This window comes from Salinifilum ghardaiensis (genome assembly GCF_054491345.1).
The window spans coordinates 4,897,879-4,910,833 of the sequence record NZ_CM137101.1; the positions used below are offsets into that span (position 1 = coordinate 4,897,879).

Here is a 12,955-nt window from a genome sequence, read left to right on the forward strand (position 1 = left end):
GCCCACGCGGATGATGGGGATCATGCCCGTTCCGCAGCCACACCGGCGTACCGAGTCCTCGCAGCACCCCGATCCCCGCTGGTCTTCCGCCGCGTCACCCCACCGCTGTTCCGGCGGGGTGACGCAGCCGCTCACGAGCGCCGGGACCGGTGACCGCTCCGCCGCGGCCGCGGAGCGGCTGACCGAGCTGGACGTCCTGCGCGCGGTCGCCCTCGCCGGGATCCTGTTCGTCAACATCCCCCCGGTCATGCGGATGACCGGGGTGGTGGCCAGCGAAGTGCTGCCGGCGCGGCACGTGCTGGACCTGCTCGTGCAGCAGCGGTTCTTCCCGATCTTCTCGCTGCTGTTCGGGGTGGGCTTCGGCATCTTCCTGAGCCGCTCCGCGGCGCGGGCGGCGCGTCCGCGGGTGCTGCTGCTGCGGCGCCTGCTCGTCCTCGGCGTCCTCGGCGCCCTGCACCAGCTCCTGCAGCCGGGTGAGGCGCTGCTGCCGTACGCGATCGTCGGCCTGGTGGTGCTGCTTCCGCTGAGCTTCGCGCCGCGGTGGGTGAACCTGCTGGGCGGGGCGGTGCTGCTCGGCCTCGCGGTCGTCTTCGGCGGCGGGATCGCGCTGATCCCGGGACTGTTCCTCATCGGTGCCGCGCTCGGCGGCGGAGACATCGCGCGGGTGCTGCGCTGCGATGTCCGGGCTCTGGGCGCGGTGGCCGCGGCAGCGGTCGCGCTGGCGGTCGGCACGAACCTCTGGCAGGAGCAGGCCCCGCTGTCGGCCGGTTTCACCACCTCCTCGGGGGTGGCGGGCCTGTGCACGGCGGCGGTCTACGTCACCGGGACGCTGCTGGTGCTGCGCACACCCGCAGGGGGAGCTGTCACTCGCGCGTGCGCGCCCGCGGGGCGGATGGCGTTGACCAACTACGTCACGGCGACGCTGCTGTTCGTCCCGCTCGGCCACCTGTTGGGGCTGCACGGCGCTGAGCGGTGGGGGCTCATGGCGGCGCTGGCCGCGGGGATCCTCTGCGTCCAGTTCGGGTGGAGCCACCTGTGGCTGCGCCACTTCCGCTACGGCCCGCTGGAGTGGGTGTGGCGGTGCCTCACCTGGTGGCAGGTCATTCCGCTGCGGACCGGCAGGTGCGCGGAGGTGTCCTCGACGACTGCCCCGGGAGGTCGCGAACGGGCGACAGCCGGGACGTGATCTCGGCCTGCGAGAGGACCTCCCCGACCGGTGCGGATCCGCACGCCGCACGGCGGGGAGCTCGTCGACCAGGGCGAAGATCCGCACCGGCCACACGTGCCAGGAGAGGGAGACGAACACCGCGATGGTGGCCAGTGACTGCCGATTTCAGCACGACGCGGGTCCACCACCCGCGGTCCGCCACGGCACGGTCCTGGGCAGGCTTGCCGCCTCCGTTTCATCCGGTCGTACCGGTCAGCTGCCGGCCGCGTCTGGCCCCTCGGCGGTTCCGGGCCTGCGCGGTGCCGCGCCGCGCGCGGTGTCCGGTGCGCGTCAGCGCGTTCGGCCGGGGGCGTCAGGCTCGGGAGGGCCACCAGTTCCCCTTCCCGAGCAGCCGCACCATGGCCGGGATCAACAGCGTGCGCACCACGAAGGTGTCCAGCAGCAGTCCGGTTCCGATGGTGAATCCGATCTGCGCGAGGATGTCCACGCTGCCGAAGATCATCGCGAACATGCTCGCGGCGAAGATCACTCCGGCAGTGGTGATCACGCTTCCGGTGGCGACCACGGCGCGCGCCGTCCCGTTCTCCGGGTCGTGCGCGTTCTCCTCGCGGATGCGGGAGATGAGCAGCAGGTTGTAGTCGGCACCGACCGCCACCAGGATCACGAACGTCACCGGGGCGACGCTCCAGCTCAGGTCGGTGCCGATCCAGTGCTGCCACACCAGCACGGAAATCCCCGTGGCCGCGGCGTAGGTGAGCACGATCGACAACATCAGGTAGATCGGGGCGAGAACGCTGCGCAGCAGCAGCACGAGGATCACCAGCACGGTGACCAGCGCGAAGGCGGCGAACAGGGCGAAGTCGTGGTCAACGGCGCGGTGCAGGTCCCGGTTGTTGGAGCCGATGCCCGTTTGCGAGATCCGCGCACCGTCCAGGGAGGTCCCGCGCAGGGCCCGCTCGGCGCTGTCGTTGATCTCGCCGCTGGTGCGCATCGCCGCCCGGCCCATCGGGTTCTCGTCGTAGAGCACCATCAGGCGCGCGGTCCTGCCGTCCTCGGACAGGAACATCTCGCCGGCCGTGGCCATCTCGGAGCCGCGCGCGGTCCGCTCCGGCAGGTAGAAGCCGTTCAACGCCGGATCCGCGGGGTGCGCGCCCATCTTCTTCAGGTGCTCGGCCGCGTCGCCCAGTCCCCGCGCGAGCTCCTCGATGGAGCCGGCGGGACGCGGGGCGTTGCCCGACCGCCCGGTTTCCCCGGACTGCCCGGTGTTCCCCGGTTGCGGGGCCCCCGGCGACTGCTCCGAGCCGATGACGGCGGCGGCGCCGCCCGCCAGCCGGTCCGCGCCCCGGGCGAGCTCGTCGGCTCCGGTCCCGGCCTGGCCGAGCTGCTGCTGGAACTGCTGCTGGCCCGCGGCGAGCCGGTGCATCCCCTCGCTGGCGGCGAGGAGTCCCGCGTGCAGTTGCCGTGCCCCCTGCTGCAGGTTCTCCCCTCCGCCGGCGAGGCGCTGCGCCGCGTCGCGGGCGCGGGCGAGCCCGGGCAGGAGTTCGTCGCGCTGCGCGGTGAGCACCTCCCGAACACCGTCCCGGGCCTCGGAGCAGGCGGGGTCGACGTCGCAGAGCGGGTCCTGCTCGAGCGCGGCGACCGACTGCTCGAGCCCGCCGACGGCGACCTTCACCTGGTCGTGCGTCATGTCCAGGGTGGTGGCCAGCAGCCGTGCACCCCGGGCCAGCTGGGCAGCGCCGTCGGCGTTGCGCTGCGCCCCGCTCGTACCGTCGTCGATGCCGCCGGAGACGTCCTCGAGCCCCGTCAGCAGCTCGTCGGACTGCTGCCGGGCCCGGTCGATGCCGTCGGCGAGCTCGGCGGCACCACCGGCGAGGTTGTCAGCGCTGCCGGCGAGGCCGTCGACTCCGCTGGTCAGCCGGTCGACGTTCGCCCCGGCCCGTTCGAGCCGGTCGCCGATGCGTCCGGTCTGCTCGCCGGTGGAGGCCGCGGCGATCGGTGCGCCGGAGGGGCGGGTGACACCGCGGACCGAGGCGACACCGCCCGTCTTGGCCACGTTGGCCGCGGCGGTTTCCAGCGCTGCCAGGTCCTGCGCGTTGCGCAGGTCGTGGTCGGAGTGGATCAGCACGTACTCCGGGAAGAACTCCTCGTCCGGGAAGTGGCCGGACAGGGCGTCGAATGCCCGGTTGCTGTCGGTCGAGGCCGGCTGCACGGCGCGGGTGTCGAATCCTTCGCGCAGGTCGGCGTAGAACGGTGCGAGCGCCCCGAGCAGGAGCAGCCCGGCGAGCAGGACGACGGCGGGGCGCCGCATCACGTGGCGCGCCGTCCCGCGCCACCACCGGCTGTCGGTGCGGTCGCGGGCGCGTTCGAAGCCGCGCGCGGCGACGAAGCCGAGCAGCGCCGGCGTCAGGGTCAGCGCAGCGATCAGCGTGACCGCGAGCGAGACGGCCAGGGCGGGGCCGGTGGTGCGGAAGAAGCTGACGTCGGCCAGCGCCATCCCGGAACAGGCGACGATCACGGTGAAGGCCGAGGCGGTGATCACGTGCCCGATGCGACTCACCGCCCCGGTGACGGCCTCGACGGGACCCGCTCCGTCCCGTTTCAGTTCGAGGTACCGGTTGATCACGAACACGTTGTAGTCGGTGCCCGCCCCGAGCACCACCGCGGTCAGGAAGGCCGTGGTGAACGTGGACACGGGGAACAGGTGCAGCCCGCACAGCGCGGTCACCGCCCGCGCGGTGGCCAACGAGATGCCCACCATGGACAGCGCGATGCCGGTGACGACCGCTGAGCGGTAGATCAGCAGCAGGATGGTCGTGATCAGCACGACGGCCACACCGGTGATCGCGACCATGCTGCTGTTCATCTCGGCCTGCATGTCGGCCGCGGAGGCGGCGGGGCCGGTCACGTGGACGCGCAGGTCGTCCGGGCGTCCCTGCTCGGCGCGCTGGCGGATGCGCTCGATCTGCTCGGTGGCCCGCGGCGACCCGTTGGCTCCCCGCAACCCCACCGGCACGTACGCGGCCTTGCCGTCCTCGCTGGACAGCGCCGAGGACAACCGGGGCTGGGAGGCCTGGTCCTGCACGGAGACCACAGCGGGGTCGCGGCGCAGGTCCTGCACGAGGTCGGCGCAGTACTGCCGGTCGGCGCGGGTGATGCCACCTTCGTCGACGAGCGCGAGGAACACGGTGGTGTTCGCGCCACCGCCGCCGAACTGCTCGTCCATCTGCGGCAGCGCGCGCACCGACGGCGAGTCCGCCGGAATCATCGGGCTCGAGTCCCGCGCCGTGACCTGCTCGATCTGCGGCACGGCCGCGTTGAGCGCGCCGGCCGCGAGCAGCCACAGCAGCACCACGATCCCGCGCCTGCGGACCGTCGCCCGGCCGATCAGACCGAAGAACCCTCGCCCGCCGTTCGTCGTCATCGCGCCGATACCACCGTCGTGATCCCCGTTCCTCGTCGCGGTCGAGCGGCCGGCTTCGCCGCCGGAGCGGCTCGGCGGCCGTGCCGCGTCCACCACCGCACAATCAGAACACTGTTATACAACGCAGTTATAAGGAGCTGTCAAGCGGACCCACCAACGCGCCAGCCGCATTCCCGCTCGGCGGATTCGCCAGCGGCGGCGGCACGGCGAACAGCGATCAGCCCGCGGAGCACAACGCCACCGCCCGCTCGACGACGACGCGTCCGCACTTCGCCGGAAGCCGCCGCAGCCCCTCCGCGCGGTCGAGCAGCAGCCGCGAGGCCGTTCCGACGTCGCGGGACAGCGCGCACGCCGCCGGAAGCCCCGCGATGCCACCTCCGCTCACAGCCACTCGCGCGCCCGAATCGCCCCCTCCCGCCTCGATCGGTGCGATGCGTCATCGCCCGCACAGGGCGCTCCGACGGCGCGCGGGCACATCCGGTCGCACATTTCCGCGCGGACGCCTCGACTCCACCGGAGGCGCGCTGGCCTCCCTTGCCAAGCGTGTAAAACGTCGTTATATTCATTGCGTCTCGCAGCTCTCGCCCGCATCAGCGCGTCCGACCCAGCAACGAGGAGGTCGCCGTGACCATCGCCGGCAGGATCAGGGCCTTCAAGGGGAGGACCAGTCCCACGGCGGAACTGTGCGCCGTGGTCCGCGCGGCAGAGACCCGGCGTCCGCGCGGCAGCAGACTGCTCAACGATCCGCACGCCCGATACTTCCTGCACAACTGGCGCTTCCGGTTCGCGCACGCGTTCGGCGCGCTCGGCTTCGGCGTCAGTCGCGCCGACAAGCGCTACACCGGGCTGCTGGCCGAGATCGTGCTGCGGCACCGGCACTGCGACGAGGTCATCGCCGCCGAGCTCGCCGGCGGGTGCCGCCAGGTCGTCGTCCTCGGAGCCGGCTACGACACGACGGCGCTGCGCAACGACTTCGCCTGCGGCACGGTGGTCCACGAGGTCGACAAGCCGGACACGCAGGCGGAGAAGATCGGGATCCTGCGCCGGAACGGCCTGCGGCCGAAGCAGTCGGTGCGCTACGTCAGCTGCGACTTCGACGCGGGCGACGACCTCGCCGAACGCCTGCTCAGTTCGGGATTCGACCCGGACGGTCCGTGCGTGGTGCTGTGGATGGGCGTCACCTACTACCTCTCCCGCGAGGGAGTTCTGTCCACACTGGCCAAGCTGGGCCGCGTCTCCGCTCCCGGGAGCACCCTCGTGCTCGACTACATCGACCGCTCCGTCGTCGACGGATCACACGCGCACGACGGTGCGCAGCGGGGCAAGGAACTCGTCGCCAGCGGCGGCGAACCGTTCACCTTCGGCCTCGACCGAGCCGACGTCGATCCCTTCTTCACCACCGGAGGCTTCGCTGTGGACCAGCACCACAGCGTTCCCGGATTGCTGGAGATCTACGGCGATACCAACGATTTCTGGCTCACGACGGCGGATTTCATGGGTGTGCTCACGCTTCGGCGCACCGGCGGCGCGGGATGATCCCCTCGTGGTCACCGCCGTCCGCTTCCGCGGCGGAGGTCTCCGGCACGTCCGCGACCGGCTGCAGCCCGCCGACGGCGGGGCCACGGGCCGTGGACGACACCGGAAAGGGCGGGATCAGGCGCGCGGGCGATGCGCAGCGGCCGAGGCGGCGATCCGCTCCGGGTCGTCCCCCAGCCCGCGGAGCAGGTTCTCCCCCATCGCCAGCAGCACCTGGTTCGCCGCATCGCCGAACTGGTGGAAGTGCCCGGACAGTTCGAGCGTCACGTAGCCGTGCAGGATGCTCCACAACTGCGCGGCGACGCGATCCGGGTCCGCGGGGCGGATCCGCCCCGCGTCCACGGCGCGCTCGGCCGCCCCGACGAGGTGGAGGTAGGCCCGCGGCACGTCCTGCCGTTCCGCGGTGGAGCCGCCCTCCTCGGCAGGACCGCCCTCGCCGGGAGCACTCGGCCCCTCACCGGGTGGGCTCGGCGCGGGCCGGTAGCCGCCGGGGGCGGCGAGGCCGAACATCAGGTCGTACAGGTGCGGGTTGGCGTGCGCGAAGCCCCGGTAGGCGAACGCGAGGCTGGTGATGTCCGCGATCGGGTCGTCGGTGACCGCGACGTCAGCCAGCCGGGCGGACAGCTCGCGAAAACCCTCGTCGGCCACGGCGCGCAGCAGCTGCGGCATGCCGCCGAAGTAGTGGTACACGGCCATCGTGGACGCGCCGATCTCGCGCGCCAAGCGCCGAGCCTGCACCGCCGACGGCCCCTCCGCGGCGAGCAGGCCGACGGCCGCCTCGACCAGACTGCGGCGCACCCTGTCGGCCTTCGACTCCGTCATCACCCTGCCCACCACGCGACTCGCCGCCTTGCGCTAAAACTTTGTTATACCAGAAGGAGGGGGTCCCCGTCCACCGGCGCCCGCGGACGGCAGCGCCGGGCGCTCACCACGCCGCGCCCGGGTCGGCGTGCTGGGCCACCCAGGTGTGCATGACGACTCCCGCGGCCACGCCCGCGTTGATCGACCGCGTCGAGCCGAACTGCGCGATCGACACGACCAGGTCGGCCGCCTCCCGCGCGTCCGAACGCAGCCCCGGGCCTTCCTGGCCGAACAGCAGCACGCACTCCCGCGGCAGCGCGGTGCGCTCGATCGGCTGCGCCCCGGCCGAGTTGTCCACGGCCACGACGGCCAAACCGCGCTCCTCGGCGAACCGCCGCAGCTCGGCCACGTCCGGGTGGTGGTGCACGTGCTGGTACCTGTCGGTGACCATCGCCCCGCGCCGGTTCCACCGGCGGCGCCCGACGATGTGCACCGCCTCGGCCAGGAACGCGTTCGCCGTGCGCACCACCGTGCCGATGTTGTGGTCGTGCTGGAAGTTCTCGATGGCCACGTGGAACGGGTGCCGCCGCCGGTCGAGGTCGGCGACGATCGCTTCCCGCCGCCAGTACCGGTACGCGTCGACCACGTTGCGGCGGTCGCCGTGCTCCAGCAGCTCCGGGTCGTAACGCTCGTCCTCCGGCCACCGCCCCTGCCACGGCCCCACGCCGACCGCCGTGCCCCACTCGGTGGGACCGACCTCACCGGCGCCCAGCGCGTCCTCGCTCATGCCAGCCCGAGATCGGCGAGCCCGAGCAGGGAGCGGTAGGGCAACCCGGCGTCCTCGATGACCTCGCGCGCGCCCGTGTCGCGGTCCACCACGGTGGCCACACCGGCGATGTGCGCACCGGCCTCGCGCAGCGCTCCCACCGCGGTGAGCACGCTCCCGCCGGTGGTGGAGGTGTCCTCGACGGCGAGCACGTGCGCCCCGGTGACGTCCGGCCCCTCGATGCGCCGCTGCAGGCCGTGGGTCTTGGCGTCCTTGCGGACCACGAACGCGTCCAGCGGCTCCCCGTCGGCGTGCATCATCGCCGAGGCCACCGGGTCCGCCCCGAGCGTGAGCCCGCCGACCCGGGTGAACGACCAGTCGGCGGTGAGCTGCCGCAGCAGACCGCCGATCAGGTGGGAGGCGCGGTGGTGCAGCGTCGCCCGCCGCAGGTCCACGTAGTAGTCCGCCTCCTTGCCGGAGGACAGGGTGACCCGGCCGTGCACGACGGCCAGTTCGGTTACCAGGCGCGCGAGCTCGGCTCGCTGCTGCTCATCGACTGCGACCACGAGTTTCCAGGGTAACGCCGGGCAGCAGCGCCCTCGTGCCCGCTCCCCGGACGCTCACGTGCGGTCCGGCGCCGCCCGCTCCACGATCCGCCGCTGCAGCGGGAACGGCACGAGCCTGCCCGCTCCCACGAGCGCCTTGTACTGCCAACCGGGCACGGAGACGGCCCTGCCGCGGCGCAGGTCCGCCAGGGACTCGTGCACCACCCGGTCGGCCGACAGCCACATCGGCCTCGGCAGGCCCTTCATGTCCAGCCCGGCGCGCTGGTGGAACTCGGTGCGCGTGAACCCGGGGCACACGGCCGCGACCCGCACGCCCGAACGGGCCAGGGACATGGCCAGCCCCTTGGAGAACATCAGCACGTACGCCTTCGTGGCCGCGTAGGTGGAGCCGGAGGCGGCGAAGAACGCGGCGACGCTGGACACGTTGAGCACGTCGCCGCGGCCGCGCTCCCGCATCCCGGGCACGGCGGCGCGGGTCAGGCGCAGCACGGCGGTGACGTTGACGTCGACCTGCGTGCTCAGCTCGGTCGGATCGAGGTCCCAGAAGGCCCCGGAGGTTCCGAATCCGGCGTTGTTCACCAGCACGTCCACGGGGCGCGCCCGGTCGTCCAGCCGCTCCTCCACCGCGGCGAGGTGCTCCTCCTCGGCGAGGTCGGCGGGCAGCACCTCGACGGCGACGCGGTGCCGCTCCCGCAGCGAGGCGGCGAACTGCTCCAGCCGTTCGGCGTCGCGGGCGACGAGGACCACGTCGTGGCCTTCGGCGGCCAGCCGGCGGGCGTAGGCCCGGCCGATGCCAGCGGTGGCTCCGGTGACGAGTGCGGTCGGCATGCCCACAACCTACCGAACGCCGGCCGCCGCACCGACGCCTCGTGCGAACGCCGGGGCGGTGGTGCGGACGCGCCGCCGACCCGCGGAGCCCCTCAGTTGCCGGCCCCCTCGCCCGGGACGGACTCGACCGGCTCCTCGCCGTCGGTGTCGAACGGGTCCACCAGGTCCGCGACGTCACCGAGGGACTGCAGCAGCTGCTCCAGCCGCTCCGGCACGGCCTCGTCGATGTCCAGCGCCGCCACGACCCAGTCGTTCTCCAGCCACACCACGGTGACGTCCTCGCCGGCGCCGTCCACGGCGCCGGTCAGCTCGGAGGTGAGCAGCGGGCGCGCGGTGGCCACGTCGGTGACGAACGCGTAGCGCTGCCCCACCGGCCCCAGCAGGTCCAGTCCGGACTCCTGCGGCACCGGGACGTCCGGTAGCCACAGCTCCAGCACGGCCGAGACGGGGCGCCGGCACCGCAGCGCGACGAGGGTGGCGACACCGCGGCCGCCCTCCTCCAGGTCGAGGACGTAGACCTGGCGCCGGCCGTCCGAGGTGAACGTGGTGCCGGCGACGATGTCGGTGGCGTACGGCGAGGAGTGCTGCGCGAGCATGCCGCGCTCCCAGCGGGTCGGCAGCACCTGGTCCGCTTCCGCGAACTGCCAGCCGCGCAACGTCGCCCACCGGCGGCGTTCCCTGTTGTTCGCGCCGCGCCGCTTGCGGTCGACGAGCAGCAACGTGCCGCCTGCCGCGACGGCGACGGCGGCGATGACGAACCACAGCCAAGCTGGTATGCCCACACGCGCAGGGTAGCCGGGGCCGCACCGGAGCTGTCGATCACCTGGGCGTTGCGCGCGATCGCCCCCGGGCTGCGCGCCCGGGGCGTGTCGGGCGCGGCCGGCCCGCCCGCTGTCCCTCCTCCGGCGGACAGGCACCCGCCGGGCCGGAGCCCGGGGCGCCGCACCCGGGGTGGGCGTGTCGCGGGAACAGCCACCCCGTCCGACGCGCCCGGGCGGATGCGGCACCGGGCGAGCGGGCACCGCAGGACGAGGACCGCTGCCGCGCGGGGCACCAGCGCGCGGGGCACCACCGGTGATGGTGTCGCGGGTGACCTGGCCGGGACCGGGGCACCAGCGGCGGGAAGGGCTCAGGCCGCCTGCTGCTCGGACGCGCGCTGGACGGTCAGACCGACGCCCTCGTCATCGGTGTCCACCCGGACGGTGTCGCCTTCGCGGATCTCGCCGGAGAGCAGCTTCTTCGCCAGGGAGTCCCCGATCGCCGACTGCACCAGGCGCCGCAGCGGCCGCGCGCCGTAGACCGGGTCGAAGCCGTTGAGCGCCAACCAGTCGCGCGCCACCGGCTGCACGTCCAGGGTCAGCCGCCGCTTCGCCAGCCGGTCGCCGAGCATGCGCACCTGGACGTCCACGATGGAGGTGAGCTCCTCGGTGGACAGCGAGTGGAACACGACGACCTCGTCGAGCCGGTTGAGGAACTCGGGCTTGAAGTGCTGGGACACGATCGACCGCACCGCCGAGTCCCGCTCCTGCTCGCTCAGGTTCGGATCGGCGATGGACTGCGAGCCGAGGTTCGACGTGAGCACGAGGATCGTGTTGCGGAAGTCCACCGTGCGCCCCTGCCCGTCGGTGAGCCGGCCGTCGTCGAGCACCTGCAGCAGCGTGTCGAACACGTCGGCGTGCGCCTTCTCCACCTCGTCGAGCAGCACCACCGAGTAGGGCCGCCGCCGCACCGTCTCGGTGAGCTGGCCGCCCTGCTCGTGACCGACGTATCCCGGAGGTGCGCCGACGAGCCGCGCGACCGAGTGCTTCTCGGAGTACTCGCTCATGTCGATGCGCACCATGGCGCGCTCGTCGTCGAACAGGAACTGCGCCAGCGCCTTGGCCAGCTCGGTCTTGCCGACGCCGGTCGGGCCGAGGAACAGGAACGACCCCGTGGGGCGGTCCGGATCGGACACTCCGGCGCGGGAGCGCCGCACCGCGTCGGAGACGGCGCGCACGGCCTCGGCCTGCCCGACGACGCGTGCGCCGAGCGCGTCCTCCATGCGCAGCAGCTTCGCCGTCTCCCCCTCGAGCAGGCGGCCCGCGGGGATGCCGGTCCACGAGGCGACCACATCGGCGACGTCGTCCGGCGTGACCTCCTCCTGCAGCATCGCGCGGCGCTCGTTCTGCTGCGCCGTGGCCGTTTCCAGTTCCTTCTCCAGGCCGGGGATGCGCCCGTAGCGCAACTCCGCGGCCTTGGCCAGGTCGCCGTCGCGCTCGGCGCGCTCGGACTCGCCGCGCAGCTGCTCCAGCCGCGTCTTCAGGTCGCGCACGGTGTCGATGGACTCCTTCTCGCCCTGCCACCGCGCGGTCAGCGCGGAGAGCTCCTCCCGCTTGTCGGCCAGCTCGGCGCGCAGCGCGTCGAGGCGCTCCCGCGAAGCCGCGTCCTCCTCCTCGGCCAGCGCCATCTCCTCGATCTCGAGGCGGCGCACGGAGCGCTCCACCTCGTCGATCTCCACCGGGCGCGAGTCGATCTCCATGCGCAGCCGGGAGGCCGCTTCGTCGACGAGGTCGATGGCCTTGTCCGGCAGGAACCGCGCGGTGATGTAGCGGTCGGACAGCTCGGCGGCGGAGACCAGGGCGCTGTCGGTGATCCGCACGCCGTGGTGCACCTCGTAGCGCTCCTTGAGGCCGCGCAGGATGGCCACGGCGTCCTCGGGCCCGGGTTCGCCGACGAGCACCTGCTGGAAGCGGCGTTCCAGCGCCGGGTCGGTCTCGACGCGCTCGCGGTACTCGTCGAGCGTGGTCGCGCCGACCATCCGCAGCTCGCCGCGCGCCAGCATCGGTTTGATCATGTTGCCGGCGTCCATCGCGCCCTCGCCGCCCGCGCCGGCGCCGACGATGGTGTGCAGCTCGTCGATGAAGGTGATGACCTCGCCGGCCGATTCGGCGATCTCCTTGAGCACGGCCTTGAGGCGTTCCTCGAACTCCCCGCGGTACTTGGCCCCGGCGACCATCGCGGCCACGTCCAGCGCGACGACCCGCTTGCCGCGCAGCGATTCGGGCACGTCGCCGGCGACGATGCGCTGCGCCAGCCCGTCGACGATGGCGGTCTTGCCCACCCCGGGTTCGCCGATGAGCACCGGGTTGTTCTTGGTGCGCCGGGACAGCACCTGGACCACGCGGCGGATTTCGGAGTCGCGGCCGATGACCGGGTCGAGCTCGCCGTTGCGCGCGCGTTCGGTCACGTCCTGGCCGTACTTGCCGAGGGCCTGGTAGGTGCCCTCCGGGTCGGGGCTGGTGACGCGGGCGGAGCCGCGGACCTCGCCGAAGGCGTCGCGCAGCGCCTCCGGGGTGGCTCCGTGCCGCTTCAGCAGGTCGGCGATGCGTCCGCCGTCGGCGGCGAGCCCGACGAGCAGGTGCTCGGTGGAGACGTACTCGTCACCGAGCTCGGTGGCCAGCCGCTGGGCGTGCGTGAGCGACCTGACCGCGTCGCGGGACAGCTGCGGTGCGGAGACGGTGGACCCGCTCGCCGCGGGCAGCGATCCGGTGATCTGGTCGAGTTCCTGCCGGACGGTGGCCGGGTCGGCGCCGACGGCGGAGAGCAGCGGCGCGGTCAGCCCGTCGGTCTGCGCCAGCAGCGCACCCAGGAGGTGCGCGGGATCCACGTCCGGGTTGCCGGCCATCGTGGCCGCCTGCCCCGCCGAGGAGATCGCCTGCTGGGTCTTCGTGGTCGGGTTGAACGCGTCCATTCCACCACCTCATCACGTCCTCGCGCCGGCCCCCGCGCGGAGCGGCGCTGCGCGCGGGGCCGCCACCCCGGCGGCGCGAGGAGGGTTGAGCCCGTTCCGCTCAACCCAGATTAGCACCGCGCGCAGCGTTCCGGTCACG

The 12,955-nt window shown here is 73.0% G+C and carries 10 protein-coding genes; 2 read left to right on the plus strand and 8 right to left on the minus strand.

Annotation, left to right across the window (positions count from 1 at the left end; genetic code table 11):
- Positions 1-118 precede the first annotated feature (118 nt).
- On the plus strand, positions 119-1,186 hold the full coding sequence (locus ACVGV0_RS22375; RefSeq protein ID WP_459157653.1) for a DUF418 domain-containing protein: 1,068 nt from the start codon (positions 119-121) through the stop codon (positions 1,184-1,186).
- Positions 1,187-1,520: 334 nt separating this feature from the next.
- On the opposite strand, the gene ACVGV0_RS22380 is transcribed toward ACVGV0_RS22375, so the two are convergent.
- Both ACVGV0_RS22380 and ACVGV0_RS22385 read right to left on the minus strand, forming a co-directional pair.
- Positions 1,521-4,589: an MMPL family transporter gene (locus tag ACVGV0_RS22380; protein ID WP_459157654.1), complete on the minus strand. Its 3,069-nt coding sequence runs from the start codon at positions 4,587-4,589 to the stop codon at positions 1,521-1,523.
- A gap of 217 nt (positions 4,590-4,806) precedes the next feature.
- Positions 4,807-4,974: a hypothetical protein gene (locus tag ACVGV0_RS22385; RefSeq protein ID WP_459157655.1), complete on the minus strand. Its 168-nt coding sequence runs from the start codon at positions 4,972-4,974 to the stop codon at positions 4,807-4,809.
- A gap of 239 nt (positions 4,975-5,213) precedes the next feature.
- On the opposite strand from ACVGV0_RS22385, the gene ACVGV0_RS22390 reads away from it, so the two are divergent.
- Entirely contained in the window at positions 5,214-6,125 is a 912-nt protein-coding gene (locus ACVGV0_RS22390; RefSeq protein WP_459157656.1) for a class I SAM-dependent methyltransferase, read from the plus strand.
- A 117-nt stretch (positions 6,126-6,242) separates the two neighbouring features.
- Here the strand turns inward: ACVGV0_RS22390 and ACVGV0_RS22395 are convergent, their stop codons facing one another.
- The 6 genes from ACVGV0_RS22395 to clpB form a co-directional block, all read right to left on the minus strand.
- Positions 6,243-6,947 carry a TetR/AcrR family transcriptional regulator gene (locus ACVGV0_RS22395; protein ID WP_459157657.1) on the minus strand — a complete coding sequence of 235 codons (705 nt, stop codon included), beginning with the start codon at positions 6,945-6,947 and terminating at the stop codon, positions 6,243-6,245.
- A gap of 103 nt (positions 6,948-7,050) precedes the next feature.
- Positions 7,051-7,713 carry a TrmH family RNA methyltransferase gene (locus ACVGV0_RS22400; protein ID WP_459157658.1) on the minus strand — a complete coding sequence of 221 codons (663 nt, stop codon included), beginning with the start codon at positions 7,711-7,713 and terminating at the stop codon, positions 7,051-7,053.
- Positions 7,710-8,258 carry an orotate phosphoribosyltransferase gene (gene pyrE, locus ACVGV0_RS22405; protein WP_459157659.1) on the minus strand — a complete coding sequence of 183 codons (549 nt, stop codon included), beginning with the start codon at positions 8,256-8,258 and terminating at the stop codon, positions 7,710-7,712. Before pyrE ends, ACVGV0_RS22400 begins: the two co-directional genes overlap by 4 nt.
- 54 nt (positions 8,259-8,312) lie before the next feature.
- Positions 8,313-9,086, minus strand: coding sequence for an SDR family NAD(P)-dependent oxidoreductase (locus ACVGV0_RS22410; RefSeq protein ID WP_459157660.1), 774 nt, complete (start codon positions 9,084-9,086; stop codon positions 8,313-8,315).
- Positions 9,087-9,178: 92 nt separating this feature from the next.
- On the minus strand, positions 9,179-9,868 hold the full coding sequence (locus ACVGV0_RS22415; protein ID WP_459157661.1) for a type III secretion system chaperone family protein: 690 nt from the start codon (positions 9,866-9,868) through the stop codon (positions 9,179-9,181).
- A 347-nt stretch (positions 9,869-10,215) separates the two neighbouring features.
- Entirely contained in the window at positions 10,216-12,816 is a 2,601-nt protein-coding gene (gene clpB / locus ACVGV0_RS22420; RefSeq protein WP_459157662.1) for an ATP-dependent chaperone ClpB, read from the minus strand.
- Positions 12,817-12,955 lie beyond the last annotated feature (139 nt).

Coding starts and splice junctions, on each gene's coding strand:
- ACVGV0_RS22395 (WP_459157657.1), bottom strand. CDS start 6,947: ATGACGGAGTCGAAGGCCGACAGGGTGCGCCGCAGTCTGGTCGAGGCG.
- clpB (WP_459157662.1), bottom strand. CDS start 12,816: ATGGACGCGTTCAACCCGACCACGAAGACCCAGCAGGCGATCTCCTCG.
- ACVGV0_RS22380 (WP_459157654.1), bottom strand. CDS start 4,589: ATGACGACGAACGGCGGGCGAGGGTTCTTCGGTCTGATCGGCCGGGCG.
- ACVGV0_RS22410 (WP_459157660.1), bottom strand. CDS start 9,086: ATGCCGACCGCACTCGTCACCGGAGCCACCGCTGGCATCGGCCGGGCC.
- ACVGV0_RS22400 (WP_459157658.1), bottom strand. CDS start 7,713: ATGAGCGAGGACGCGCTGGGCGCCGGTGAGGTCGGTCCCACCGAGTGG.